The sequence below is a fragment of the Caballeronia fortuita genome, assembly GCF_001544835.2.
Classification (GTDB): Bacteria; Pseudomonadota; Gammaproteobacteria; order Burkholderiales; family Burkholderiaceae; genus Caballeronia; species Caballeronia fortuita.
The window spans coordinates 194,638-218,610 of the sequence record NZ_FCNX02000004.1 but is presented as its reverse complement, the minus strand read 5'-3'; the positions used below and the strand labels follow the sequence as shown (position 1 = coordinate 218,610).

24 protein-coding genes and 1 riboswitch are annotated in these 23,973 nt (G+C 64.3%); of the genes, 11 read left to right on the top strand and 13 right to left on the bottom strand.

Going from position 1 to position 23,973, the window contains the following annotated elements; all coding sequences use genetic code 11:
• Positions 1-50: 50 nt before the first annotated feature.
• The 6 genes from AWB77_RS09995 to AWB77_RS09970 all read left to right on the top strand — a co-directional run bounded on the left by AWB77_RS09995 (position 51) and on the right by AWB77_RS09970 (position 2,711).
• Complete coding sequence (locus tag AWB77_RS09995) at positions 51-308, top strand: hypothetical protein (RefSeq protein WP_061134266.1); 258 nt, start codon at positions 51-53, stop codon at positions 306-308.
• 43 nt (positions 309-351) lie between these two features.
• The gene (locus AWB77_RS09990) at positions 352-609 is read left to right on the top strand and encodes a hypothetical protein (protein WP_061134265.1); all 258 of its coding nucleotides are present in this window, start codon (positions 352-354) and stop codon (positions 607-609) included.
• A gap of 406 nt (positions 610-1,015) precedes the next feature.
• Positions 1,016-1,273: a hypothetical protein gene (locus AWB77_RS09985; protein ID WP_061134264.1), complete on the top strand. Its 258-nt coding sequence runs from the start codon at positions 1,016-1,018 to the stop codon at positions 1,271-1,273.
• 46 nt (positions 1,274-1,319) lie between these two features.
• Positions 1,320-1,577, top strand: coding sequence for a hypothetical protein (locus AWB77_RS09980; RefSeq protein ID WP_061134263.1), 258 nt, complete (start codon positions 1,320-1,322; stop codon positions 1,575-1,577).
• A gap of 37 nt (positions 1,578-1,614) precedes the next feature.
• Entirely contained in the window at positions 1,615-1,872 is a 258-nt protein-coding gene (locus tag AWB77_RS09975) for a hypothetical protein (RefSeq protein WP_061134262.1), read from the top strand.
• A 137-nt stretch (positions 1,873-2,009) separates the two neighbouring features.
• Entirely contained in the window at positions 2,010-2,711 is a 702-nt protein-coding gene (locus tag AWB77_RS09970; protein WP_061134261.1) for an SDR family NAD(P)-dependent oxidoreductase, read from the top strand.
• Between the two features lie 4 nt (positions 2,712-2,715).
• On the opposite strand, the gene AWB77_RS09965 is transcribed toward AWB77_RS09970, so the two are convergent.
• Positions 2,716-3,543 carry a helix-turn-helix transcriptional regulator gene (locus AWB77_RS09965; RefSeq protein WP_061134260.1) on the bottom strand — a complete coding sequence of 276 codons (828 nt, stop codon included), beginning with the start codon at positions 3,541-3,543 and terminating at the stop codon, positions 2,716-2,718.
• Positions 3,544-3,641: 98 nt separating this feature from the next.
• Here AWB77_RS09965 and AWB77_RS09960 point away from each other — a divergent pair, with 98 nt between their 5' ends.
• Positions 3,642-4,529, top strand: a complete 888-nt coding sequence (locus AWB77_RS09960; RefSeq protein WP_061134259.1) for an SDR family oxidoreductase — start codon at positions 3,642-3,644, stop codon at positions 4,527-4,529.
• A 118-nt stretch (positions 4,530-4,647) separates the two neighbouring features.
• Positions 4,648-5,340, top strand: a complete 693-nt coding sequence (locus AWB77_RS09955) for a GNAT family N-acetyltransferase (RefSeq protein ID WP_061134258.1) — start codon at positions 4,648-4,650, stop codon at positions 5,338-5,340.
• Positions 5,341-5,344: 4 nt separating this feature from the next.
• On the opposite strand, the gene atzF is transcribed toward AWB77_RS09955, so the two are convergent.
• The 7 genes from atzF to AWB77_RS09920 all read right to left on the bottom strand — a co-directional run bounded on the left by atzF (position 5,345) and on the right by AWB77_RS09920 (position 14,972).
• Positions 5,345-7,144 carry an allophanate hydrolase gene (atzF, locus tag AWB77_RS09950; RefSeq protein WP_061134453.1) on the bottom strand — a complete coding sequence of 600 codons (1,800 nt, stop codon included), beginning with the start codon at positions 7,142-7,144 and terminating at the stop codon, positions 5,345-5,347.
• A gap of 29 nt (positions 7,145-7,173) precedes the next feature.
• Entirely contained in the window at positions 7,174-10,731 is a 3,558-nt protein-coding gene (gene uca, locus AWB77_RS09945; protein WP_061134257.1) for an urea carboxylase, read from the bottom strand.
• A 169-nt stretch (positions 10,732-10,900) separates the two neighbouring features.
• Positions 10,901-11,545 (bottom strand): urea amidolyase associated protein UAAP2, encoded by a 645-nt coding sequence (locus tag AWB77_RS09940; RefSeq protein ID WP_061134256.1) that lies wholly within the window; start codon positions 11,543-11,545, stop codon positions 10,901-10,903.
• A gap of 13 nt (positions 11,546-11,558) precedes the next feature.
• Entirely contained in the window at positions 11,559-12,266 is a 708-nt protein-coding gene (locus AWB77_RS09935; RefSeq protein WP_061134255.1) for an urea amidolyase associated protein UAAP1, read from the bottom strand.
• A 16-nt stretch (positions 12,267-12,282) separates the two neighbouring features.
• On the bottom strand, positions 12,283-13,056 hold the full coding sequence (locus tag AWB77_RS09930; protein WP_061134254.1) for an ABC transporter ATP-binding protein: 774 nt from the start codon (positions 13,054-13,056) through the stop codon (positions 12,283-12,285).
• Positions 13,053-13,877, bottom strand: coding sequence for an ABC transporter permease (locus AWB77_RS09925; protein WP_061134253.1), 825 nt, complete (start codon positions 13,875-13,877; stop codon positions 13,053-13,055). Before AWB77_RS09925 ends, AWB77_RS09930 begins: the two co-directional genes overlap by 4 nt.
• A gap of 30 nt (positions 13,878-13,907) precedes the next feature.
• Positions 13,908-14,972: a putative urea ABC transporter substrate-binding protein gene (locus AWB77_RS09920; protein ID WP_061134252.1), complete on the bottom strand. Its 1,065-nt coding sequence runs from the start codon at positions 14,970-14,972 to the stop codon at positions 13,908-13,910.
• A gap of 58 nt (positions 14,973-15,030) precedes the next feature.
• A riboswitch (guanidine-I (ykkC/yxkD leader) is annotated at positions 15,031-15,138 on the bottom strand.
• A gap of 267 nt (positions 15,139-15,405) precedes the next feature.
• On the opposite strand from AWB77_RS09920, the gene glyA reads away from it, so the two are divergent.
• The 3 genes from glyA to AWB77_RS09905 all read left to right on the top strand — a co-directional run bounded on the left by glyA (position 15,406) and on the right by AWB77_RS09905 (position 17,947).
• Positions 15,406-16,653, top strand: a complete 1,248-nt coding sequence (gene glyA / locus AWB77_RS09915; protein ID WP_061134251.1) for a serine hydroxymethyltransferase — start codon at positions 15,406-15,408, stop codon at positions 16,651-16,653.
• Positions 16,654-16,756: 103 nt separating this feature from the next.
• The gene (locus AWB77_RS09910) at positions 16,757-17,371 is read left to right on the top strand and encodes a helix-turn-helix domain-containing protein (protein ID WP_061134250.1); all 615 of its coding nucleotides are present in this window, start codon (positions 16,757-16,759) and stop codon (positions 17,369-17,371) included.
• 27 nt (positions 17,372-17,398) lie between these two features.
• Positions 17,399-17,947, top strand: a complete 549-nt coding sequence (locus AWB77_RS09905) for a GNAT family N-acetyltransferase (protein ID WP_061134249.1) — start codon at positions 17,399-17,401, stop codon at positions 17,945-17,947.
• Positions 17,948-18,100: 153 nt separating this feature from the next.
• Here AWB77_RS09905 and AWB77_RS09900 read toward each other — a convergent pair whose 3' ends face one another.
• The 5 genes from AWB77_RS09900 to AWB77_RS09880 form a co-directional block, all read right to left on the bottom strand.
• Complete coding sequence (locus AWB77_RS09900) at positions 18,101-19,921, bottom strand: sigma-54 interaction domain-containing protein (protein WP_061134248.1); 1,821 nt, start codon at positions 19,919-19,921, stop codon at positions 18,101-18,103.
• Positions 19,922-20,009: 88 nt separating this feature from the next.
• Positions 20,010-21,143, bottom strand: a complete 1,134-nt coding sequence (locus AWB77_RS09895) for a branched-chain amino acid ABC transporter substrate-binding protein (protein ID WP_061134247.1) — start codon at positions 21,141-21,143, stop codon at positions 20,010-20,012.
• Positions 21,140-21,859, bottom strand: a complete 720-nt coding sequence (locus AWB77_RS09890) for an HAD family hydrolase (protein ID WP_061134246.1) — start codon at positions 21,857-21,859, stop codon at positions 21,140-21,142. Before AWB77_RS09890 ends, AWB77_RS09895 begins: the two co-directional genes overlap by 4 nt.
• On the bottom strand, positions 21,856-22,626 hold the full coding sequence (locus AWB77_RS09885) for an enoyl-CoA hydratase/isomerase family protein (protein WP_061134245.1): 771 nt from the start codon (positions 22,624-22,626) through the stop codon (positions 21,856-21,858). Before AWB77_RS09885 ends, AWB77_RS09890 begins: the two co-directional genes overlap by 4 nt.
• Entirely contained in the window at positions 22,623-23,966 is a 1,344-nt protein-coding gene (locus AWB77_RS09880) for a phenylacetate--CoA ligase family protein (protein ID WP_061134244.1), read from the bottom strand. The genes AWB77_RS09885 and AWB77_RS09880 overlap by 4 nt, the downstream gene beginning before the upstream one ends.
• Between the last annotated feature and the right edge of the window lie 7 nt (positions 23,967-23,973).

Genomic DNA, 23,973 nt, shown 5'->3' with positions numbered 1-23,973 from the left:
CGAGCGCAACGATTGGTGCTCACCAAACAACCAAATCCAGGAGCTACATCATGTTGAAGATCGACAACCTCGCAGTGAGCAAAGAACTCGGCCGTGCGGAAATGGGCGCCATCGTCGGCGGTGCGAGCATCTTCCAGAACAACGGCATCAACGCCAACTACAACGGCGGCTTCTCGTTCGCAAGCCCGCAAACCAACGTTGCGCCCGTCACGCAAGTCGATGCTTCGCAACATACGAACGTCGATCTGACGAACATCACGAAGACGCTCGCCACCGTCGGCAGCGAAGTGCTCGGCGCGAAGCTGTAAGCGATCAACGCTCATCCATCCACCGAATCTCAGGAGACACATCATGCTGAAGATCGACAATCTCGCGGTTAGCAAGGAACTCGGCCGCGTTGAAATGAGCGCCATCGTCGGCGGCGCGAGCATCTTCCAGAACAACGGCATCAACTCCAACGCCGTGACCGGCTTCTCGTTCGCGAGCCCGCAGACGAACGTCGCGCCCGTGACGCAAGTCGATGCTTCGACGCAGACGAACGTCGATCTGACCAACGTCACGAAGACGCTGGCTTCGGTCGGCAGCCTGATCGGAGGCGCGAAGCTGTAAAGGCATCGTCTTCGCGGGAGAAGGAACCCAAGCGGTTCCTTCTCCTTTTTTCGTTTCTTCGCCGTACGCCCCGCCTGTCGTTCCCTTCCCTTCCTTCTAATTTCATCGCGACGCAGCGTTCGATGCGTTTTGCGTATTTAATACGGATTCCAAATCGTTCTTGATCCACTGTTCGTTTGTCGCCGACACGTTTCGAAGCTCTGTCATTCGCCCACCGACATTCATCGTGGAGAGCGGGTTGCGTAAAAGCAAGCGCGCCTCGATAGAAATATGTTTTTGTCTCTATAAATCAATAACTTATCACGCTCCAAAATATCCTCTAGCTGCGCCTGGCACAGCCCTCGCATATGTAGCTGCGAGCGCAACGATTGGTGCTCATCCAACCAACCAAGTCAGGAGCTACATCATGTTGAAGATCGAAAACCTCGCTGTCAGCAAAGAACTCGGCCGTGCAGAAATGGGCGCCATCGTCGGCGGCTCGAGCATCTTCCAGAACAACGGCATCAACGCCAATTACAACGGCGGCTTCTCGTTCGCGAGCCCGCAAACGAACGTCGCGCCCGTCACGCAAGTCGATGCATCGCAGCACACCGACGTCGACATGAAGAACATCACCAAGTCGCTTTCGTCGGTCGGCAGCCTGCTCGGCGGCGTCGCACTCTGATATCGCATCCAGTCTTTCAGACACATCACACATCCGGAGAACCATCATGTTGAAGATCGAATCCCTCGCCGTCAGCAAAGAACTCGACCGTGAAGAAATGGGCGCCATCGTCGGCGGCTCGAGCATCTTCCAGAACAACGGCATCAATTCCAACTACAACGGCGGCTTTTCGTTCGCGAGCCCGCAAACCAACGTCGCGCCCGTCACGCAAGTCGACGCATCGACGACTACGAACGTCGATCTGAAGAACGTCACGAAGTCGCTCGAAGCGGTCGGCAGCGTGCTCGGCGGCGTGAAGCTCTAAGTCCTCATTCGCCAATCACGTCATCAGGAGAGACATCATGTTGAAAATCGAAAACCTCGCCGTCAGCAAGGAACTGGGCCGCGCTGAAATGGGTGCGATTGTCGGCGGCGCAAGCATCTTCCAGAATAACGGCGTCAACTCCAATTCGATCACCGGCTTCTCGTTCGCGAGCCCGCAGATCAACGTGGCGCCCGTGACTCAGGTCGATGCATCGCAATACACGAAGGTCGATCTGACCAACGTGACGAAGTCGCTCGACGCAATCGGCAGCCTCCTGCACGGCGTGAAGGCTTGAGGATTCGCGGCAGTATCGTTGTCGGGGAAGGAACACGGGTGTTGTTCCTTCTCCTTTTTTGTTGTGGCGACCCGCTTTGCACACCCCACCCCCAACCCCGCTATCATCGTTTCCACTCCCTCACCGAGCGCGGAACCATGACCACCCTTCCTTACGGCAGCGCCCTCATCATCGGAGCCGGTCCCGGCATCAGCGGCTCTCTCACCCGGCGTCTGCGCGCCGAGAACATTCCGGTCGTCATCGCGGCGCGCAACATCGACAAGCTGGCGAATCTCGTCGATGAAACCGGCGCGATCGCCTTACCCGTCGATGCCTCCGACGCAAGCGCAATGCACACGCTCTTCGCGCAAACCGAGTCGCGCATCGGTGCGCCGGAAATCGTCGTGTACAACGCGAGCGGACGCGTGCGCGGACCGATCGCCGAACTCGATGCGGCGCAGGTCGAACAGGCCGTCGCCGTATCGGCGCTCGGCGCGTTTTACGCCGTCCAGCAAGCGGCGCGGCGCATGGTGCCGAAGGGAAAAGGCGCGATCCTGCTGACGGGCGCGACCGCGGGCGTCAAGGGATTCGCGCTGTCCGCGCCCTTCGCGATGGGCAAGTTCGCCCTGCGCGGCCTTGCGCAAAGCGCGGCGCGCGAACTCGCGCCGAAAGGCATTCACGTCGCGCATTTCGTCATCGACGGCAGCGTGCGCTCCGATCAGCGCGCCGATCCTGCCGACGCGCCGGACAGCACGCTCGATCCCGACGCCATCGCGCAAACCTATGTCGATGTCTTGCGCCAGCATCGCAGCGCATGGGCGTGGGAGATCGAGTTGCGACCGTGGGTCGAGAAGTTCTGAAGCGTCACGCGTTAGCGATGAGCTCGCCGATCCGCGCGGCCATCGCGCTCTCGAGCGGCGTGTAGACGATCATGCCGAGGTCCGGCCTGCCATCGACGGAAAAGGCCGAATACTCCAGCTCGACCGATCCCAGGACCGGATGCATCAGACGTTTGATGCCGCCGCTTTCTTCGTGGTTATGCACTTCGTTGTCGCGCCAGAGCGCATCGAATTCCGGACTCGCGCGACTCAACTGCGCCACGAGTTCGCCGACTTCCGACACGAGACCCGCGCGCGCTACATCCGCCCGGAACGCGCCGACGACGAAGCGCGCGACGCTGTCCCAGTCGTGCTGCCGCGCACGCACATCGGGATTGCGGAACAGAAACTGCAGGATATTGCGCTCGCCGGGCGGCAGCGCGCCGTAATCGGTGAGCACCACCGCCGCCGCACGATTCCACGCGATCACGTCCCACGTCGGCGTCTTGACGATGGCCGGGCTGGTCCTCAGCGAATCGAGCAGACGCTGAAGCCGCGGACTCACGCCATCGGCGAGACGATAGCGGACTTCCGGCGGCCGCCCAAGGCCGAGCATGAAGAGATGTTCGCGCTCGGCATCGGTCAGCATCAGCGCGCCGCAAATGCGTTCCAGCACTTCCGCCGACGGCGCGCCGCCGCGTCCCTGCTCGAGCCAGGTGTACCACGTCGGACTAATGTTCGCGCGCTGCGCAACCTCCTCGCGACGCAGCCCCGGCGTGCGCCGCCGTCCGGAGAAGCCGAAGCTCGCCGGATCAAGACGCGTGCGCCGGCTGCGCAGAAAATCGCCGAGCGATCTCGCCATATCCACTGACATGCGGAACCTGTTAGTCGTTTTAATAGGATGACGTCACTACTTTAACGGGATAAGCATTCGACCGATATTAAGCGCGATACGACAACGGAGTCTCAACGATGCGCATCTTCCTGACCGGCGCGACCGGCTTCATCGGCTCGGCCCTCGTTCCCGAACTCATCGCGGCAGGCCATCGGGTGACCGGCATGACGCGCTCGGACGCCGGCGCGCAGGCGCTCGCCGCTGCCGGCGCCGACGTGCATCGCGGCACGCTTGACGATCCGCAAAGTCTCGCGCGTGGCGCCGCGAACGCCGATGCCGTCATCCACACCGCCTTCGATCACGATTTCTCGCGCTTCGCTGAGAACTGCGAGAAGGACAAGCGCGCGATCGCCGCGCTCGGCTCGGCCCTCGCAGGCTCGGATCGTCCGCTCGTCATCACGTCGGGCACCGGCATGGGCAGCGGCGAGCACGGCGAACCCGCCACCGAGGATGTCTTCAACGCGCGTCATCCGAATCCGCGCATCGCGTCCGAACTCGCGGGCCACGCGCTGCTCGACGCGGGCATCAACGTGTCGGTGGTGCGCCTGCCGCAAGTCCACGATCCGCTCCGGCAAGGGCTCATCACGCCGCTCATCGGGATCGCGCGCGACAAGGGCGTCGTCGCGTATGTCGGCGACGGCAGTAACCGCTGGCCAGCGGGCCACGTGTCCGACGTCGCGCGTCTTTATCGGCTTGCCGTCGAGAAAGCGGAGCGCGGCGCGCGCTATCACGCGGTCGGTGAGGAAGGCATCGCGAGCCGCGCCATCGCCGAAGCGCTCGGCCGCGGACTCGAACTGCCGGTCGTATCGATGTCCGCCGACGATGCCGCCGCGCATTTCGGCTGGATGGCGATGTTCGTCGGCCTCGACATGCCCGCATCGAGCGCGCTGACGCAGGCGCGCTCAGGCTGGCACCCGACAGGACCGACGCTCATCGCCGATCTGGACGAAGCGCGTTACGTTTGAATCGCGCCGCGCTGCCTGGCGTGAATGCCTCTGAAAATGTCATTTCCGACAATGGCCGGTATGCTCTCTTTTGCCTACAGTGATCGATATCCGATCCACTCACGCATCCGGAGCACACATGACCCGTCCGACCCACGCCGCGCTTGACCGCCCGATCTGGACCGCGCTCACGACGAAACAGGCGCATCTCGGTTCGGGCGACGCGCTGGCGCGGCGCTTTCATCCCGAAGTCGCGCCGTTCGCGGCCATCGCCTCGGAAACGCCGGACGCATGGCGCGCGCTGCACGCGCTCATGCAGCCCGGCGAGCATGTCGCGATGTTGTCGGCGGAGACGATCGCGGACCTCGACGGCCTGCAGGCAACGCGCATAGGCACCATCCATCAGATGATCGAGACGCAGCGCTTCACACACGTCATCGACGATAGCGACGTGATCGCGCTCGGCCCCGCCGATGTCGACGACATGATCGCGCTCGTGCAACGCACGAAGCCGGGTCCGTTCGGCAAGCGCACACGCGAAATAGGCCGCTACATCGGCATTCGCGAGCACGGCGAACTCATCGCAATGGCGGGCGAGCGCCTCGCCATCGAAGGTCATGTCGAGATAAGCGCCGTATGCGTCGACGAACGTTGTCGCGGGCGCGGTCTCGCCGGCCGGCTCATGAACATCCTGCGCAAGGACATCGCGCGGCGCGGCGACACGCCGTTTCTGCATGTGTTCAGCCATAACGAAGGCGCGATCGCGCTGTACGAACGGCTCGGCTTCGCGCTGCGCCACGCGTTCGCACTGACGCAGATCGCTCGCGGTTGAGCCCTTACGTCGCGCGATTCATCCATGCGCGCCAGCCGCCGTATTGCGTGATGTCGATGGCGCCTTCCAGCGCCTGCGCCTCGCACACGAAGCCGGTCTCGCGGCGGCCGTCCGCGAGTTCGACCTTGCCGAGCGCGAGCGGCGCGGGAATGCCCGCGAGAAAGGAGCCGACTTCGGCGCTCGGCATCTCCCACACTTCGACCGCGATCGCCGCGCCGTTCGCTTCATCGCGCACCATGCCGGGCCGCGCAATCGCACCGCCCGCCAGCGCATACAGCCGATAACGCGGCGCGCTCGACGTCGCTTCGACAAGACGCGCGCCGCGTGCGGTCAACTGTTCGTTCAGCGGCAAACCCGCGAGATGCGCACCGCATACGACGAGCTTCATCCTGTCGTCGCGTGCGGTGCGCGCGGGCGCGGCGGCGTCGTGCGGCGCACCGCCGGCGAGCGGCACATCGAGCTTGCGATGAAGCGCATCGGCGACGCTCAGCAGATATTGATCCGTGAACGCGCGCCCGAAGAGCGTCACGCCCCACGGCAAGCCGTTCTTCATGAAGCCCGCGGGCGTGGCGACGGCGGCGTAATCGAGCAGATTCATGAAGTTCGTGTAATGCCCGAGCAGCGAGTTCGCGCCGACCGGATCGCGCTCCAGTTCGGCCAACGTGACCGCGCGCGGAATCGACGGCGTCAGCACGCAGTCGAGCGGCGCGAGCACGGCATCGCAGCGTTGCTTCAACGCCTGCAGCGCATATTGCGCGCGGAACGCATCGACGGCAGTCGCACCCGGCGCTTTGGCGAGCACGTCGCGAATGACGGGCAGCACGGCGTCGGGCTGCGCCTGCATCAGCGCGCCCGCCACGCTGTATCGCTCGGCGACCCACGGCCCTTCGTAGAGCAGCCGCGCGGCGTCGAGGAAAGGCGCGAAGTCGATCTCCACCGCCTCGCCGCCGATCGCTTCGAGCGCCGCGCGCGCATGCTCGAAGAGCGCGGGGCTTTCGTCGCAGCCGGCGAATTCGAGCTGACGCGGCACGCCGAAGCGAAAGCGCGCGATCTTGCCGAATGCCGACGCGTCGTTCCATTGCGGATTCGCGCGGCTATAGGCATCGGCGGGATCGTGGCGAGCGGTGAGCGCGAGCAGCTCGCTCGCCTCGCTCGCCGTCGCGGTGAAATACGTGACGCAATCGAGCGTGCGGCACGCGGGCACGACGCCCGCCGTCGACAGCAAACCCTTCGTCCCTTTCGTGCCGACGAGATTGTTGAGCGCGGCGGGCACGCGCCCCGAGCCGGCGGTATCGGTGCCGAGCGCGAAGCTCGCGACGCCGAGCGCGACCGCAAGCGACGACCCCGCGCTCGACCCGCCCGACGGATAGTCCGCAAGCACGCTGTTGCGGCACTTGCCGTAAGGCGAGCGCGTGCCGTTGAGGCCCGTTGCGAACTGATCGAGATTGGTCTTGCCGATCGGCACCGCGCCCAGCGCGATCAACTGCGCAACGAGCGTCGCGGTGATCGTCGGCGTATAGGCGAACGCGGGGCACGCGGCGGTCGTCGGCACGCCCGCCAGATCGATGTTGTCCTTGATCGCGAACGGCACGCCGTAGAGCGGCAGCGTATCGATGTCGCGGTCGTCGAGCGCGGCGAGATACGGCTCGATTTCGTCATCGCTCAAGAGATGAATGAACAGCCGATAGTCGGGGTTCAGCAGCGCCGCGCGCTCGCGCAACGTGCCGATCAACGCGCGCGGCGTCGCGCGGCCTTCGCGATACGCCGCGCGCAAGCTGGAAAGACGCAAGTCGAATGAATCCATGTCCGATGATTCCTCTTGATGCGATGTTGTCATGATGCATGCTGTTCGATCACGGCGACGCGCTGCCCCGCGCGCACCGACGCACCCGGCGCGACATGTATCTCGCCGACGGTGCCCGCGCATGGCGCGATGACGGATATCTCCATCTTCATCGACTCGATGACGACGAGCACGTCGCCTGCCTCGACGCTCGCGCCCCGCTCGACGCGCACTTGCCACAGATTGCCCGCGATCTCGCTGTCGACGGCGATCTGGCCATCGGCGAGCGGCGCGGTCTGCGCTTCGATCGCCTCGGGTGCGTCGAGCGTGATCTCGTCGCTGCCGGCTTCGTGCCAGCGTTGCCGCTCGGCCGAAAACGCCGCCTGCTGCTGCGTGCGAAAACGCGTGATGCCGTCCGCTTCGCGATCGAGAAACGCCTGATAGTCCGCGAGAGACAGCTCTGTCTCCTCGATCTTCAACGGATGGCGTCCGAGCGGAAACGCCTCGCGTATGCGCAGCAATTCATCGGCGGAAACTTCGTAAAAACGGATCTGATCGAAGAAGCGCAACAGGTACGGACGTCCCGCAAAATCCGCGACTTCACGATAGCGGTTCCACATCTGCAACGTGCGCCCGACGAACTGGTATCCGCCCGGCCCTTCCATGCCGTACACGCAAAGATACGCGCCGCCGATGCCGACCGAGTTCTCCGCGGTCCACGTGCGCGCCGGGTTGTACTTCGTCGTCACCAGCCGATGACGCGGATCGAGCGGCGTTGCGACCGGCGCGCCGAGATAGACATCGCCCAGGCCCATCACGAGATAGCTCGCATCGAACACGACGCGCTTCACGTCGTCGATCGAATCGAGACCGTTGATGCGCCGGATGAACTCGAGGTTGCTCGGGCACCAGGGCGCGTCCTTGCGCACGGTCGTCATGTACTTGTCGATGGCGAGGCGGCACGCGGGATCGTCCCACGACAGCGGGAGATGCACGACGCGAGACGGCACGCGCAAGTCCTTTTGCAGCAGCACGCCTTGCCATGCGGTCGCGACGTTTTCGAGTAGCGCATCGAGCGGCAATCGTTCCGGCTGATAATGAATCTGCAGCGAGCGAATGCCGGGCGTCAGATCGACGACGCCGGGCAACTGCAACGCTTCGAGCGATTGCATCAGCGCGTGGCCGCGAAAGCGCAACACGAGATCGAGTTCGGGCGGGCCGATTTCGAGCAGCAGATGGGTATCGCCGGACAGGCGCGCGACGAGCCGTTCATTGCCGTCACCGATAGTGAGCACGACCGGCGATTGCAATGCCGTCTGCCGCACGGGTTCCGCACGCGCCGACCCGATATCGACGGGCACGAAGCGCACCTTGTCGCCCGCCTTCAACTGGCCGATGCGCCACAGGTCCGCTTCGATCACCGTGACCGGGCACACGAAGCCGCCGAGACTCGGACCGTCGGGGCCGAGAATCACGGGCATGTCGCCGGTGAAATCGATCGCGCCGACGGCATACGGATTGTCGTGAATGTTCGACGGATGCAGTCCCGCTTCGCCGCCATCGGCGCGCGTCCATTCGGGCTTCGGACCGATGAGACGCACGCCCGTGCGGCTCGAATTGAAGTGCACTTCCCACTCGGTATCGAGAAAACGTTCGATGTATGCCGCGCTGAAATATTCCGGCGCGCCGTGCGGACCATAGATGACACGCAACACGCGCACGTCGTCGAAGCGATGCGCGAGCGCATCGGGCAACGCCGCGCCTGCATCGCGATTCGTCAGCGTGGAGAGATGCAGCACGTCGCCCGCACGCAGCGCGCGTCCGCCATGTCCGCCGAACTGGCCGAGCGTGAACGTGCTGCGGCTGCCGAGATAGCGCGCGACATCCAGCCCGCCGCGCACGCAAAGGTACGCCCGCGCGCCCGCACCGCGAATCGCGCCGAGCGCGAGCGTCGAGCCGGCCGCAACGAAGAACGTCGTGTTCATCGGCTGTGCGATGTCGTCGAGCATGATGGGCAGCGTCGCGCCCGTTACGGCGACCACCGCGTCGGTGTTGAAGCGCAGCGTCGGGCCGCTCATCGTGATTTCGAGCGCGGCGGCATCGTCGTCGTTACCGATCAGGCTGTTGCCCAGACGCAGCGCGCGATCGTCCATCGGTCCCGAAGGCGGCACGCCCACGGCCCAGTAACCGGGGCGTCCCGGATAGTCCTGCACCGTCGTCTGCGTGCCGCCGCTCAGCACCTCCATCGTCGATGCGCGATAGCGCAGGCCTTCGAGACAGCGCGTCCACGGCTGTCCGCTCGCGAAAGGCGCATCCGCAAGAATCTGCCGCAAATAAGCGCGATTCGTTTCGACGCCGTAGATGCGCGTCGCGTCGAGCGCCGCATCGAGCGCGTGGCGTGCTTCGTCGCGCGTCGGCTGCCACGCGATCAGCTTCGCGAGCATCGGATCGAACCACGGCGGCACATCGCAACCGGCTTCGATCCATGTGTCGATACGCAACGCGCGGCCATCCGCCGATGGAAACGACACGTCCGTCAAAAGGCCCGGACAGGGCTTGAAATCGCGGCCCGGATCTTCGGCATAAAGACGCGCCTGGATCGCGTGACCGCGCGGCGCGAGATCGCGCACGAGCATATCGAGCGGCGGCAGTTCGCCCGCCGCAAGCTCGATCATCCAGCGCACGAGATCCACGCCCCACACTTGTTCCGTCACGCCATGCTCGACCTGCAAGCGCGTGTTCACTTCGAGGAAATAGAAGCGCGCCGCCTCGCTGTCGTACACGAATTCGACCGTGCCCGCCGAGCGATACGACACCGCCCGCGCGAGCCTGATCGCTGCATCGCAGAGCGCGGCCTCCATGCCTTCAGGCAGGTTCGGCGCGGGCGTTTCTTCGAGCACCTTCTGATTGCGACGCTGCACCGAGCAGTCGCGCACGCCGAGCGCGATCGCGTCGCCGTGGCCATCGCCGAACACCTGCACTTCGAGATGCCGCGCGCGCTCGATGTACTTCTCGAGGAACACGCCCGCATCGCTGAAGTTGTTTTGCCCGAGCCGCTTGACGATATCGAACTGCGCGATGAGTTCGTCATCGCCTCGGCACACGCGCATGCCGATGCCGCCGCCGCCCGCCGTACTCTTGAGCATCACCGGATAACCGATTTGTTGCGCGGCATCGAGCGCCGCGCGGATGTCGTCGAGCAGGCCGGTGCCTTCGAGCATCGGCACGCCTTGTTCGGCGGCGATCGCGCGCGCCGTGTGCTTCAGGCCGAATGCGCGCAAGTGCGCCGGCGCCGGGCCGATGAACGCGATGCCAGCGGCTTCGCACGCATCAGCGAACGCCGCGTTCTCCGACAGAAAGCCGTAGCCCGGATGAATCGCCTGCACGCCGTGTTCGCGTGCGATGTCGAGCAGCTTCGCGATGTCGAGATAGGTGACGTTCGCGGGGCCGTCGCCGAGACTGAAGGCCGTATCGGCGAGATGGACATGACGGCTCGCGCGATCCGCTTCGCTATAGACGGCGACACCGGGAATGTTCAGCTCGCGCAATGTGCGCAGAATGCGGCACGCAATCGCGCCGCGATTCGCGATGAGGACTTTGTCGAACATGAGTGGATGTTCAATGCGTGGGCGGGTCGTCCCGCCACGTGGGCATGCATGCCAGGGTCGTCCCCGTCATGTCGCTTCCGGCGCCTTCAGTGCTTCGGGCGGCGATCCATCGGCAGAAGGCGTTCCGCGCGGGCCTTCATCATCGCGTAGAGCCAGCGGCGCAAGGTGATCAGTTCCATATCGTCAGCTCCGCCGGCGTCGGGTTGTATGCGTTGCACGGATTGTTCAGTTGCGGGCAGTTCGAGATCAGCACGATCACGTCCATCTCCGCGTGCAGCTCGACATACTTGCCCGCGCCCGAAATGCCATCCTCGAACGTGAGGCCGCCCTCGGACGTCACCGGCACGTTCATGAAGAAGTTGATATTCGCGGCGATGTCGCGCTTCGAGAGACGGCCATCGTGCGCGCATGCGCGCAGGTAGTTGTCCCTGCAGCTATGCATGTAGCGCTTTTCGAGCGCATAACGCACGGTGTTGCTTTCCTGCGCGCACGCGCCGCCCAAGGTGTCGTGACGGCCGCAGGTATCCGCGGTGATGGTCAGCATCGGATTGCCGAGGTTCGAATAGAGCACGGTGCCCGTCGTCAGATAGAGGCTTTGCTGACGGCGCAGCGTGCGTTGCGCGTCGTAGCGTTCGCGCGGATCGGCGGCGCTGTAGAACAACGTGTCGATGGCCTGATTGCCTTCGACATCGCGGATGCGCAAGGTCTGCCCCGCCTTCAGTTCCTTGAGCCACGGCTCGCCCGCGGGCAAGGTCTCGCGAAAGGCCGCGTCGGCGGTATCGCGCGTGCTGGCCGTGAGTATCGATGTCGTCATGCGCGTCTCCCGCTCAGAGAAAGAATCGTTCTGTGTTGATGAAGCCGCGCGTGTTTTCATCGCATGACGTGCGGCAAACTTCCGCCGTCTGCGCGTCGGCATCGCTCAGCGTGAGCTTCACAGGCTTCGGTGCGTACTCGGGGTTCGGATCGAGCGGATGTTGAATCGCCGTCAGCACGACGAGTGTGTTCATCGGCGCATACAGTTCGATGTAATCGCCCGCTTGCGAATTGCCGCGAACGAAGTTCAGCAGGCCCGCATCGCTCACGTCGACGCGGCTGAAGAGATTGAGCGTCATCAGAAGGTCCGCGAGGCCGAGTCCCCATTTGCCGAGTTCGACGAGCAGGTTGTCGGTGCCGTTGCGATAGAACGCGTTGCGCAATTCCTGATAGCGCCCTTCGCCATACTTCTCGAACACTTCCGCCGCGTTCGATACGCCCGCGAGACTGTCATGCCATCCGCAGGTATCCGCAACGATCGCGGCGAGCACGCGTCCCATGTCGGAATAAAGGCAATGTCCTCTCGTGAGCTTCGCGGTGTGCTGGCATTTGAGCGTATCGGGCAGATTCAAATGCTCGCTTTTTTCGGCAGCATTGAACAACAGCATTGCGACGTTCGCGCCGCCGCGCACGTCGGTGAGACGCAGCGACTGGCCGCGCTTCACGATCAGCGACGCATGACCGCCGCCGGGAATCGTTTCTTCGAGCAGGGTTTCGTTCATTGGATGGTCCTTTCGTTCATGCGGGCACGGCGAGCAGCGAAGGCATCTCCAGCGCCGGTTGCGATGCACGCACGCCGTTGCGTTCGAGCGGAATGTCGTAGGTGATGCGCGCGCCGTAAGCCTGCGGCGCTTGCGGATCGATGCGTACCTTGTCGAACACGAGCACGCGGCTGCCGAGCGTGAAGCCTTCTTTTAGATCGTGCGTGACCATGAAGACGGTCAGCTTCGCTTCGCGCCAGAGGCTCGTCAGCAGCGCGTGCATGTCGCGGCGGATGCCGGGATCGAGCGCGCCGAAGGGTTCGTCGAGCAGGAGCACGCGCGGCTTCATCACGAGCGCCTGCGCCAGCGCGAGACGTTGCTGCATGCCGCCGGAAAGTTGATGCGGGTACTTGTCGAGCGAATCGGCAAGACCGACGCGTGCGAGCATCGCGACGGCTTCATCGCGTGCGAGACGCCTGCGCGCGCCGAACAGGCGACCGGTGAAACGCGCTTGCGGCAGTTCGAGCCCGAGCATCACGTTACGCAGCACGGTGAGATGCGGGAACACCGAATAGCGTTGGAACACGACGCCGCGATGCGCGTCCGGTTCGCCTGGCAACGGATCGCCGTCGAGCAGAATTTCGCCGCGTGTCGGGCGTTCCTGGCCGAGCAACAGACGCAAAAAGGTCGACTTGCCGCAGCCCGAAGCGCCGACCATCGAGCAGAACTCGCCTTCCGCGATACGCAGATTGAGCCGCTCCAGCACGACCTGATCGCCGTACTGCTTCCACAGGTTGCGGATCTCGATCATGCGCGGCCTCCGCGACCTTCCTGATACCAGGGGAACGCCCATCGCGTGAGGCGGCGCAGCGCCTCGTCGATGAGCCATGCGAGCAGCGTGATCCACGCGACATACGGCAGGATGACGTCCATCGCGAGATAGCGGCGCACGAGGAAGATGCGATAGCCGAGCCCGTCCGTCGATGCGATCGCTTCGGCCGCGATCAGAAAGAGCCACGCGGAACACAGCGCGAGCCGCAGCGCGATGAGAAGGCGCGGCAGAAGCTGCGGCACGATCACGCGCAAGATGAGCGTCCAGCTCGATGCGCCGAGCGTCTGCGCCTTGATCCACAGTTCCTCGGGAATCTCGCGCGTGCGCTGCTGCAGATCGCGAATCATCATCGGCGTGATGCCGATCACGATCAGCACGACCTTCGACAACTCGTCGAGTCCGAAGACGATGAAGAGTATCGGCAGCACGGCGAGCGGCGGGATCATCGATATCACCGTGATGAACGGCGAGAGCGTCGCGCCCGCGAGCGGAATGCTGCCCGTCACGATGCCGAACACGAGCGCGATGGCCGCGCTCGCGGCAAGCCCGATCCCGAGGCGCTTCATGCTCGATAGCGTGTCGCTCAGCATCAGATGTTCGCCGGTGCGCTTGTCTTCGGTGAACGCGTATTCGTCGAGCGCGTTGTTCATCTGCGCGGCGGACGGCAACAGCTTGTCGTCGGGATTGACTTGCAGCCGCAACGACGAGCCGGTGAAATACACCGCGACGAGCACGATGAAGGGCAGCAGCAACAGCATCAGACTGCCGGTGCGGCCGGGGTGCCGGTTGATGAGCCGCATGGGCCTCTCCTCTTCAGAATGCCGCGAGGCTCACAGCTTTCCTTGCGCGGCCATGCGCACGTAGGTCGGATCGAAGCGCAGCTTCAGGTTGCTCTTGCTGCCGACGATCACGTTGTTGTCGAACGCCATGCCGACCGCGCCCGCGTTCGGCGCGCCTTTGCCGAGCAGACCGTGGTCGAACGAGAACTGCGCGACGCGGGTCATGATCTTCGGCATGTCCGGGCTCGTCGCAAAGTCGAGCGCCTGTTGCGGCGTGTAGAAGAGCGCGGTGGTCGAAAGCTGCGACTTGTAGCCGGCGAGATCGGTGCCCGATGCCTTCGCCATCGACGTGAGCGCGGCCTCGCTGCCGGGCGACGTTCCGTGCATCGTCTGCATGATCTCGAACCATGCGCCCGTGAGCGCCTTGCCGAGCGCGGGGTTGTCGTGCAGCGTCTTCGTGTTCACGACCATCATGTCCATGATCTCGCCGGGAATGCGGCTCGAATCGAAGACTTCGGTGACGTTGGGTTTCGCCTTGAGATCGGCGAGCATCGGGTTCCAGGTGACCGCGTTGTGCACGGCGGACGTCGCGAATGCGCCGGAGATATCCGCATCGGACGTGTTGACGGTCTTGATGTCGCGCTCACTCATGCCCGCCGATTCGAGCGCGCGCGCGAGCAGATAATGCGACACCGAAAGCTCGACGAGATTGACCTGCTGGCCCTTGAGATCGGCGACCTTCTTGCCCGCGCCCTTCACGAGCACGCCGTCGTTACCGTTCGAGTAGTCGCTCACGATGAGCGCCGTGCTGTCCACGCCGCCCGTCGCGGGAATCGTGAGCGCGTCCATGTTGGTCATCGCGCAGCCATCGAACTTGCCGGCGGTGTACTGATTGATCGATTCGATGTAGTCGTTGAGCTGCACGACATCGACTTCCATGCCGTACTTCTTCGCCCACTTGGACATGATGCCCTGCGTCTTCGCATAGCCCCACGGCATCCAGCCGGCATAGATGGTCCAGCAGACCTTGAAGTCCTTGCGGGCCTGAGCGAACGAAGGCGTGGAGAAGCACAGGGAGAGAGCGACGGCGGCAGCGGCGAGAAAACGGACGCGCATGAGATTGACCTCGCGGTAAACGGTTATCGACGGCAGGAGCGGCGCGACGCATCGCGTTCTCTCCCGGGCTTTTGTCCCGCCGTGTAACCTCGTTCGAGGTCGACAACTCTCGGACCAGCGTCGCGCATCGACGTCGATGCGGACCGGAACCCTAGTCGTCCATTTGCCAGATTGTGACTGCCACTCCCGCAGCACTTTATGCGATAAGCGTGCCAACGTTGAACTGACGGGGCTGCGGCGCGTTGCGGCCGTATTCATGCACTGAAGCGGCGCGCGCTCATCGACACGCGCACGCACGCGCGCACCAGACGGGTGCCCGCGTTCCAGCGCAATGTCGAAATTCTTCTATCCTGCGACGCCGGCTTTCGATGGAATACGGGACAGTCACGCGTTCCCGCGCCAACCCGCTTCTCTCTACAACTGGGTAACCATCATGTTCAATCGCGCAGCCAGCACCGTTGAAAACGTCGATCCGGAACTCTGGGCGGCTATCACGGATGAAAACCGGCGTCAGGAAGATCACATCGAACTGATCGCGTCGGAAAACTACACGAGCCCCGCAGTGATGGCCGCGCAAGGCTCGCAACTCACCAACAAGTACGCGGAAGGCTATCCCGGCAAGCGCTATTACGGCGGTTGCGAGTATGTCGACGTCGTCGAGCAGCTTGCTATCGACCGCGTGAAGCAGCTTTTTGGCGCCGAAGCCGCGAACGTGCAGCCGAATTCCGGCTCGCAGGCGAATCAGGGCGTGTTCTTCGCGATGCTCAAGCCGGGCGACACGATCATGGGCATGAGCCTCGCCGAAGGCGGCCACCTCACGCACGGCTCGCCGGTGAACATGTCGGGCAAGTGGTTCAACGTCGTGAGCTACGGCCTGAACGAATCCGAGGACATCGACTACGAAGCGGCCGAGCAGCTTGCGAACGAGCACAAGCCGAAGCTGATCGTCGCGGGCGCGTCGGCGTTTGCGTTGAAGATCGACTTCGAGCGGCTCGCGAAGATCGCGAAGAGCGTCGGCGCCTATCTGATGGTCGACATGGCGCACTATGCCGGCCTGATTGCGGCGGGGGTGTATCCGAATCCTGTGCCGCACGCCGACTTCGTCACGACGACCACGCACAAGAGTCTGCGCGGCCCGCGCGGCGGCGTGATCCTGATGAAAGCCGAATACGAGAAGCAGATCAATTCCGCGATCTTCCCGGGCATTCAGGGCGGTCCTCTCATGCACGTAATCGCCGCGAAGGCCGTCGCGTTCAAGGAAGCGCTGTCGCCGGAGTTCAAGGAGTATCAGCAGCGTGTCGTCGACAACGCGCGCGTGCTCGCCGAAACGCTGGTGAAGCGCGGCCTGCGCATCGTGTCGGGCCGCACGGAAAGCCATGTGATGCTCGTCGATCTGCGTGCGAAGAAGATCACCGGCAAGGCGGCGGAAGCCGCGCTCGGGGCGGCGCACATCACGGTGAACAAGAACGCGATTCCGAACGATCCGGAAAAGCCGTTCGTCACGAGCGGCGTGCGTCTCGGCTCGCCCGCGATGACTACGCGAGGCTTCGGCACGAAGGAAGCGGAGATCGTCGGCAACCTGATCGCCGATGTGCTGGAAAGCCCCGAAGACGCGGGCAATCTCGAACGCGTGCGTCAACAGGTCGCCGAACTGACGAAGCGTTTCCCCGTGTACGGCTGATCTGACTCGACCGCAAGCGCCTTCGACGGGCTCCGCTGTCTTCGTGCAGCGGAGCCCGTTTCGCTTGACATCGACGTCCAGCTTATTGGAAACTGAGTCCATTATGCTAGATACCGTCAAGTCTTCTTCCGACGATGGAAACGAGAGCGACATCAACTCGCGCATCGCGGAGTACGTGCGCGAGCTGCGCGCCGCGCGCGGCTATACCCTCGACGCGCTCGCGGCGCGCTGCGGCGTGAGCCGTTCGATGATATCGATGATCGAGCGCGGCGCGGCCAGCCCGACCGCCGTCGTGCTCGACAAGCTGGCGGCGGGGCTCGGCGTATCGCTCGCGAGTCTCTTCGGCGGCGAGCAGGACAACGCGCGCGCGCAGCCTGTCGTGCGGCGTCGCGAGCAGCTTAAATGGCGCGATCCGGAATCCGGCTACACGCGCCGGAACTTGTCGCCGCCTGGCTGGCCGTCGCCGTTCAAACTGGTCGAAGTGGATTTTCCGCCGGGGGCGCGCGTCGCTTACGAAACGGGCGGACGCGACTCGGCGCTGCATCAGCAGGTCTGGGTAATGAGCGGACGCATCGATATCGTGATCGCCGACGTGCTCCATGCGCTCCAGCAAGGCGATTGCCTCGCGATGCGGCTCGACCGGCCGCTCATCTTCAGCAACCCTGCATCGAAGGCGGCGCGCTACATCCTCGCGATCAGCGACGCGTCCGCAACCTGAATCATCTTCAGCCTGAACGGAAAACGTATGAACACCACCGAAGACCGCGACGACGTGCGGCTCATCGATTGCAACGAGGCCGAGCACGCGGCGGCCATCCTCGACATTCTGAACGAGGCCATCGTCAATTCGACGGCGCTGTACGACTACGTGCCGCGCCCCGCATCGGCAATGTCGACATGGTTCGCGTCGAAGCGCGCGGGCGGCTGTCCTGTCGTGGGCGCGGTCGATGCGTCGGGCAAGCTGCTCGGCTTCGCGAGCTGGGGCACGTTCCGCGCGTTTCCCGCCTACAAGTACACGGTGGAGCACAGCGTCTACGTGCATCGCGATTGCCGCGGACTCGGGCTCGGCGAGCGTTTGTTGCGCGAACTGATCGAGCGTGCGAGACAGGCGCAGGTGCATGTGCTCGTCGGCTGCGTGGACGCGGCGAACGCGGGCAGCATTCGCCTGCATACGCGGCTGGGCTTCACGCATTCGGGAACGATCACGCAAGCCGGTTTCAAGTTCGGCCGCTGGCTGGATGCGGCGTTTTATCAACTCAATCTCGAAACGCCGCTCGCGCCAGTGGACGGCTGACATCGGCGATGGAAAGCGCTTCCATGATCCGACGCGGCGAGACGGCGAGTGAATCGATCCGGGCATCGGCGGCGGAATTCGCCGGCATGCGATGCGCTCGGGTCAAGCGCTGTTTTTAGCAATGAGGTGTTGTCGATGCGGAAGGACGATTAGCTAGTCCAAGATATCCGCCCCCTGCCGAATTCCCCGCTCGATCCGAATCCCGTGCCGCTTCATCTTCGCGTAAAGCGCGGGCTTCGACACCTGCAGCAACTTCGCGCAATGCGTCACGTTGAAACGGCTCGCTTCGAGCGCAGCCTGAATCGCGATGCGCTCCGCTTCCTTCAGCGACACCGGCTCGCCACCGCGCCCCGCCGATTCACCGCGCGCCGGCGCAACCGATGCAGCGCCTAGAAGCGCCGACACATCCGCGATACGCTCGCCTTCGTTGAAATTGACGATCTTCTCGACGAGGTTCTCGATCTCGCGCACATTGCCCGGCCAGTCGTGCGCTTCGAGTTGCCGCAACGCCTGTTCCGCGATCTCCGGCGTAGGCTTGTGCATGCGCGTGCAGTATCGATCGAGAAAGAACGCGGCCATCGCGCGAATGTCCTCTCGACGCTCGCGCAGCGGCGCAATCGTGATCTCGATCACATTGCATCGATAGTAGAGATCCTCGCGAAACGTCTTTGCGAGCACCATCGATGCAAGATCGCGATTGCTCGCGCATATGATCCGCACGTCGACGGGAATGCCGCGCGTATCGCCGATACGCGTGACCTCGCGCTCCTGCAACACGCGCAGAAGCTTCGCCTGCACGTCGATGGGCAGCTCCGAGATTTCATCGAGAAACACCGTGCCGCCATCCGCCGATTCGAACTTGCCAGGACGCCCTTCGCGCGCCGCGCCGGTGAAGCTGCCCGGCGCATGGCCGAAGAGTTCGCTTTCTATCAGCGCGTGCGGCAGCGCCGCGCAATTGATCGCGATGAACGGCTGCGCGGCGCGCGCGCTCGCGTTGTGAATGGCCTGCGCGAACACTTCCTTGCCGACACCGCTCTCGCCCGACAACAACACGTTCGATGCGCCGCGCGCCGCCTTCTTCGCGGAGTCGACCGCACGTTTGAGCGCCGCGCTCGAACCGATCACGCTGTCGAACGTGAAGCGCGCATGATTGCCCGCGTAGCGCCCCGCCATCTTGCGCACGCGCCGCATCTCGCGAAACGTGTTGACCACCGACACCACTTCGCCGCATCGATTCTTGATCGGAATCGCGGTATCGAGCAGATGAAGATGCCGCGCGGGCGAATCGATGATGAGTTCGCGATCCACATAACCCACGCCCGTCCGATAGATCGGCCCGACGATAGGCTCGAAATCGATCACCTCGTTGAGCGTCTTGCCGATACTCGTCTTCGGATCGATGCCGAGTATGCGTCCCGCAACCGAATTGACGTGCCGCAACACATGGCCCTGGCCGATCACCATCAGGCCATCGCCGATATGATCGATGATCGCGCGCTGTTCTTCGACGAGCGTGTCGTACGCGGCAAGATCGAACGCGCTGTGCAGCAGCACGTCGAGCGTCGCGCCGAGCAGCGCGATCCACGGCGCGGGCGTGGCGTTCTCCGCTGCATCGTGCAAACGCAACGCGACAAGAAAAACGCGGCGGCCATGCGCGTCGACACGTAATGCGAATGCCTGCGCGATCGCTGCATCGAAGTCCGGCAACGCGAACGTCACGCAGCGTCCGTCCGATGAAACCGTGGCCGCTTCCGCGAGCGCGGCGAGGCGCGCGGAAGGGCATCGCGCGAAGAAGGCATCGAGCGCGGCATCGCCGATTTGCGCGCGGCCTTCGAGCACGTGGCCGCTGCGATCCAGCGTGAAGACACACGCGTTCGCTTCCCGCGCAGCGAGCCGGCGCGCTTCGCGCCAGCGCGACGATGCGAGCGCGCTTTCCAGCGTGGCGATATCGGGATCGAGCGCGACGGTGGCCATGTCTACCTGCGTGACGGTCGGGCAACGGCTTCGAATATAGCAGGACAAAATCCCGCTGCCCGATGCTGCATGGCACGATACGGCGCGTTCAGTCCTTCTGCGCGATCGCCGTGAGCGCGCCGCCGTTCAGCCGATACACCGTGACGGGCGCATCGATCCAGTCGCCGTTCGCATCGAACTTCACGGGGCCGAGAATGCTATCGAAGGACTGCTCGCGCAGCGCCTTCACGAACACTTCGGGTTTCGCCGATCCCGCTTTGCGCATCGCATCAGCGACGACGAGCGTCGCCGCATAGAACGCAGGCGCGTAGGTATCGACATCGGCGCTGAATGCGCTCTTGAACTTCGCGCGGAAGTTCTTTCCGTCGGGCAGCGTGTCGAGCGGCGCGCCGCCTTGCGCGCAGAACATGCGCTTGTCCGCTACGCCCGCCGAGAGCTTGTCGAACTCCGGCGAACAGATGCCGTCGCCGCCCACGAGCGTCGCGTTCACGCCGAGTTCGCCCATCTGCCGCGCGAGCGTCGCGGCCTGCGCGTAGTAGCCGCCGTAGAACACCACCTGAGGATTGCGCGACTTGACCTGCGTGAGAATCGCCTTGAAGTCGGTCGCCTTGTCGGTGCTGTATTCGCGCGCGACGATCTGCAAGCCTTCCTTCTTCGCGGTCTTGATGAACACGTCCGCGACGCCCGTGCCGTACGCGGTGCGGTCGTCGATCACGGCGGCGCGTTGCGCGCCCAGCACCTTGGAAGCATAGACCGCCATGCGCCCGCCCATCACGTTGTCGTTGGTGGCGAGGCGAAACACATACGGATAGCCGAGATGCGTGAGGTCCGGATTCGACGACGCGCCCGTCATCATCACGACTTTCGCATCGTTGTAGATGCGCGCCGCCGGAATGCTCACGCCCGAGTTGTAATGGCCGATGACCGCCGCCACGCCATCGTCGACGAGCTTTTGCGCAACATTCACGCCGACTTTCGGATCGCCCTGATCGTCCATCGAGATGAGTTCGAATTTCACAGGCTTGCCCGCGATCGTGAAGCCCTTCGCATTCAGCTCGTCGATGGCGAGACGCACGCCGCGTTCGTCGTCCTTGCCGCTTTGCGCCGCGCTGCCCGTGAGCGGACCGGCCACGCCGATCTTCACCACTTCCTGCGCGTGCGCGACATTCGATAGCAGCATCGCGCATGCGATGAAACTCATCGCCGTTTTCATCGGTTTCATATCGTTTCCCCAGTCGCTGTGAATGACAGACCATCCAGAACGTCCCGTACCGGCGACAGCGTATCGAACTCGAAATCCGGGCGCGGCTGCCACGTGCCGAGCGTGTCGCCGCCGCGATTGATCCACGCGACCGCCATGCCGAGCGGCTTCGCGCCATCGATATCCGCCCAGCTCGCGAGCGAGCAATGCAGCACGTCGCGCGCATTCAGCGCGAGGCGGTCGAGCGCGAGCGAAAAGATCGCCTGCGACGGCTTGTAGGCCTGCGCCATCTCCGCGGTCGTCACGTGCTCGAAGTAGCGCGTGAGCTGCGTGCGGCGCCACAGGTCGCTATCCATGTTGGTGATCGGCATGAGCGGATAGCGCGACGCGGCCCAGTCGAGAAACGGCGCGGCGTCGTCGTGCGGCGGCGACGCCTCGACGAGATGCGTGAGGAACACGTCGGTGAGCGTGTCCATCGCATGACCGCGGCGCGCGCCGGGCCAGCGCGCATCGAGCATCGCGGCGAGCGCCTCGCGCGCGACATCGCGATAACGCGTGTAGGCTTGACCGCGATACAGCCGCACGTTGCGGATGTCCCAGTCGAGATAGACATCGAACGCGGACTCGCCGGTTTCGACCGACAGCCGCCGCAGCACTTCCGCCATGCCGAGCGTGCCGCCGCGATCCACGTCGACGAGCGTGCCGAAGTAATCGAACGTCAGGGCTTTCGGGTTCATTGCGCGCGCTCCTTTCGCGTGGCGAAGGCTTTCACGCGCTCGGCCGCGTCGGGGTCCGCGAAGGCTTCGATCGTCGCGGCGAATTCGAGGTCGAGACTGCGCGCGAGCGTGTCGGTGAGGTCCATCGTCACGAGCCGCTTGAGCCGCGCGATCGACGACGGCGAACGCTGCGCGATGCGCGATGCGAGCGCCATCGCCGTATCGAGCAGCGCTTCGCGCGGCACGACGCGATTGACGAGGCCCATCGACAGCAACGCTTGCGCGCTTTGCCGCTCGCCGAGCAGCCATAGCTCCATCGCGCGTTGATGGCCGGCCGATTGCGGCAGCAGATGCGTGACGCCGCCGGTGACGAACTGGCCCCACTCCATCTCCGGAAAGAACGCGACGAGATCGTCCGATGCCACGACGACATCGCAATTGAGCATCCATTCGAAGCCGCCGCCGACCGCGAAGCCGTGCACCGCGCCGACGACCGGCTTCGCGTTGAACATGAGATCTCGCGTGATGCGCTGTATGCGTTCGATGTGGCTGCGAATGCTCGCCTCGCTCGCGCTCTGTTCGCCGAACTCCTTGAGATCGTCGCCGGCGCAGAACGCGCGGCCTTCGCCGGTCAGCACGATCACGCGGCACGATGCGTCGTCGTTCGCGCGTTGCAGCGCGTCGTGCAGATCGTCGAGCAGCGGCCCGCCGATCGCGTTCATGCGCTCGGGACGCGCGAGCGTCACGATGCCAACCGGTCCATCCATGCGTGTCTTCACGTAGCTCATGCAGGCTCCTTGTCGATCCAGCGTGTCTTGCCTTCGGTGCGCGGAAAGTGTTCGAACGGGACCATCGTCACGGCCGCGCTCGCGCCGATACGCTCGCGCACCGCCGCTTCGATGCGCGATGCCGCATCCGGCCAGCGCTCGGCCGGCAAGCCGTTCGCGGCCTCGACGGTCATCGCGATGCTGTCATACGGGCCCGGCCCTTTCAGCACGATTCGGAACATGCCCGACGCCCATTGCGGCAACGCCTCTACAGCGAGCCGCACGGCGCCCGGAAACACGTTGATGCCGCGCACGTTGAACATGTCGTCGGTGCGGCCCGTCACGCGGAAGCGCCACGCACTGCGGCCGTCCGGGCCGGGATCGGTCGATGTCACTGTGACGACGTCGCGCGTCCGATAGCGCACGAGCGGCTGGCATTGCTTGCGCAGATGCGTGCAGACGAGCTCGCCGGTCGTGCCCGCTTCGATCGGCAAGCGCGCGAGCGTCTGCGGATCGACGATCTCCGCGAACACGACATCCGCCGCGTGATAGAGCAGATCGTTCGTCCAGTCGGTTTGTCCGCCGAGAATGCTCAGTACTTCCGAGAGGCCGAAGTTCGCGTTGCGCACCTTGAAGCCCCACTTCTCTTCCATCGCGGCGCGCAGTTCCGGATTGTCGAGACCCGCTTCGCCGCCGAAGAGGCCGAGCTTCAGCCCGAGATCGCGCGGCGCGGGTCCGCCGGTTTCGCGCAACACCTGTTCGATCAGCGCGGGATACGACGGCGTGCACGAGATCGCGTTGATGCCGAGGTTCACGATCGAATCGATCAGCAGCCGCGTATTGCCGACGCCGAACGGCACGACCGTCGCGCCCGTCGCTTCGAGAATCGTGTGATCGGTGAAGCCGCCCGTCCACATGCAGTAGTTCAGGCAATGCACGACGCGATCGTCCGGACGCAGGCCCGCCGCCCACATCGAGCGCGCGCCGACGCGGGCGATGTCCTCGGCATCGCGCGCGCTGTTGGCGAGAATCAGCGGACGGCCGGTCGTGCCCGACGTGCGATGCAGCCGCGCGATGCCGGCCTCCGCGCACGCGACGTAATCGCCGTACGGCGACGCGCCTTCCTGACTCACGCGCAACTCGTCCTTCTCGGTGAAGGGCATGTCCTGCAGCGTATCGAGCGTGATGTCGTCGCGGCCGGTCCAGTGCGCGAGCTTCGTCCGGTAGAACGCCGACATCGCGCGCAGATACGGCCAGTGCGATGCCCACAGCGCGTCCTGATGACGGCGCACCTCGCCGGATGCGAGCGTTTCGAACGCTTCGTCGAAGAAGACGCCGTGCGTCGGGGAATAGTCGGACATGTGCGTG

Coding starts and splice junctions, on each gene's coding strand:
- uca (WP_061134257.1), bottom strand. CDS start 10,731: ATGTTCGACAAAGTCCTCATCGCGAATCGCGGCGCGATTGCGTGCCGC.
- AWB77_RS09980 (WP_061134263.1), top strand. CDS start 1,320: ATGTTGAAGATCGAATCCCTCGCCGTCAGCAAAGAACTCGACCGTGAA.
- AWB77_RS09905 (WP_061134249.1), top strand. CDS start 17,399: ATGAACACCACCGAAGACCGCGACGACGTGCGGCTCATCGATTGCAAC.
- AWB77_RS09985 (WP_061134264.1), top strand. CDS start 1,016: ATGTTGAAGATCGAAAACCTCGCTGTCAGCAAAGAACTCGGCCGTGCA.
- AWB77_RS09995 (WP_061134266.1), top strand. CDS start 51: ATGTTGAAGATCGACAACCTCGCAGTGAGCAAAGAACTCGGCCGTGCG.
- AWB77_RS09910 (WP_061134250.1), top strand. CDS start 16,757: ATGCTAGATACCGTCAAGTCTTCTTCCGACGATGGAAACGAGAGCGAC.
- AWB77_RS09940 (WP_061134256.1), bottom strand. CDS start 11,545: ATGACGACATCGATACTCACGGCCAGCACGCGCGATACCGCCGACGCG.
- glyA (WP_061134251.1), top strand. CDS start 15,406: ATGTTCAATCGCGCAGCCAGCACCGTTGAAAACGTCGATCCGGAACTC.
- AWB77_RS09970 (WP_061134261.1), top strand. CDS start 2,010: ATGACCACCCTTCCTTACGGCAGCGCCCTCATCATCGGAGCCGGTCCC.
- AWB77_RS09975 (WP_061134262.1), top strand. CDS start 1,615: ATGTTGAAAATCGAAAACCTCGCCGTCAGCAAGGAACTGGGCCGCGCT.
- AWB77_RS09935 (WP_061134255.1), bottom strand. CDS start 12,266: ATGAACGAAACCCTGCTCGAAGAAACGATTCCCGGCGGCGGTCATGCG.
- AWB77_RS09885 (WP_061134245.1), bottom strand. CDS start 22,626: ATGAGCTACGTGAAGACACGCATGGATGGACCGGTTGGCATCGTGACG.
- AWB77_RS09960 (WP_061134259.1), top strand. CDS start 3,642: ATGCGCATCTTCCTGACCGGCGCGACCGGCTTCATCGGCTCGGCCCTC.
- AWB77_RS09880 (WP_061134244.1), bottom strand. CDS start 23,966: ATGTCCGACTATTCCCCGACGCACGGCGTCTTCTTCGACGAAGCGTTC.
- AWB77_RS09895 (WP_061134247.1), bottom strand. CDS start 21,143: ATGAAACCGATGAAAACGGCGATGAGTTTCATCGCATGCGCGATGCTG.
- AWB77_RS09965 (WP_061134260.1), bottom strand. CDS start 3,543: ATGTCAGTGGATATGGCGAGATCGCTCGGCGATTTTCTGCGCAGCCGG.
- AWB77_RS09955 (WP_061134258.1), top strand. CDS start 4,648: ATGACCCGTCCGACCCACGCCGCGCTTGACCGCCCGATCTGGACCGCG.
- AWB77_RS09900 (WP_061134248.1), bottom strand. CDS start 19,921: ATGGCCACCGTCGCGCTCGATCCCGATATCGCCACGCTGGAAAGCGCG.
- AWB77_RS09925 (WP_061134253.1), bottom strand. CDS start 13,877: ATGCGGCTCATCAACCGGCACCCCGGCCGCACCGGCAGTCTGATGCTG.
- AWB77_RS09920 (WP_061134252.1), bottom strand. CDS start 14,972: ATGCGCGTCCGTTTTCTCGCCGCTGCCGCCGTCGCTCTCTCCCTGTGC.
- AWB77_RS09930 (WP_061134254.1), bottom strand. CDS start 13,056: ATGATCGAGATCCGCAACCTGTGGAAGCAGTACGGCGATCAGGTCGTG.
- AWB77_RS09890 (WP_061134246.1), bottom strand. CDS start 21,859: ATGAACCCGAAAGCCCTGACGTTCGATTACTTCGGCACGCTCGTCGAC.
- atzF (WP_061134453.1), bottom strand. CDS start 7,144: ATGGATTCATTCGACTTGCGTCTTTCCAGCTTGCGCGCGGCGTATCGC.
- AWB77_RS09990 (WP_061134265.1), top strand. CDS start 352: ATGCTGAAGATCGACAATCTCGCGGTTAGCAAGGAACTCGGCCGCGTT.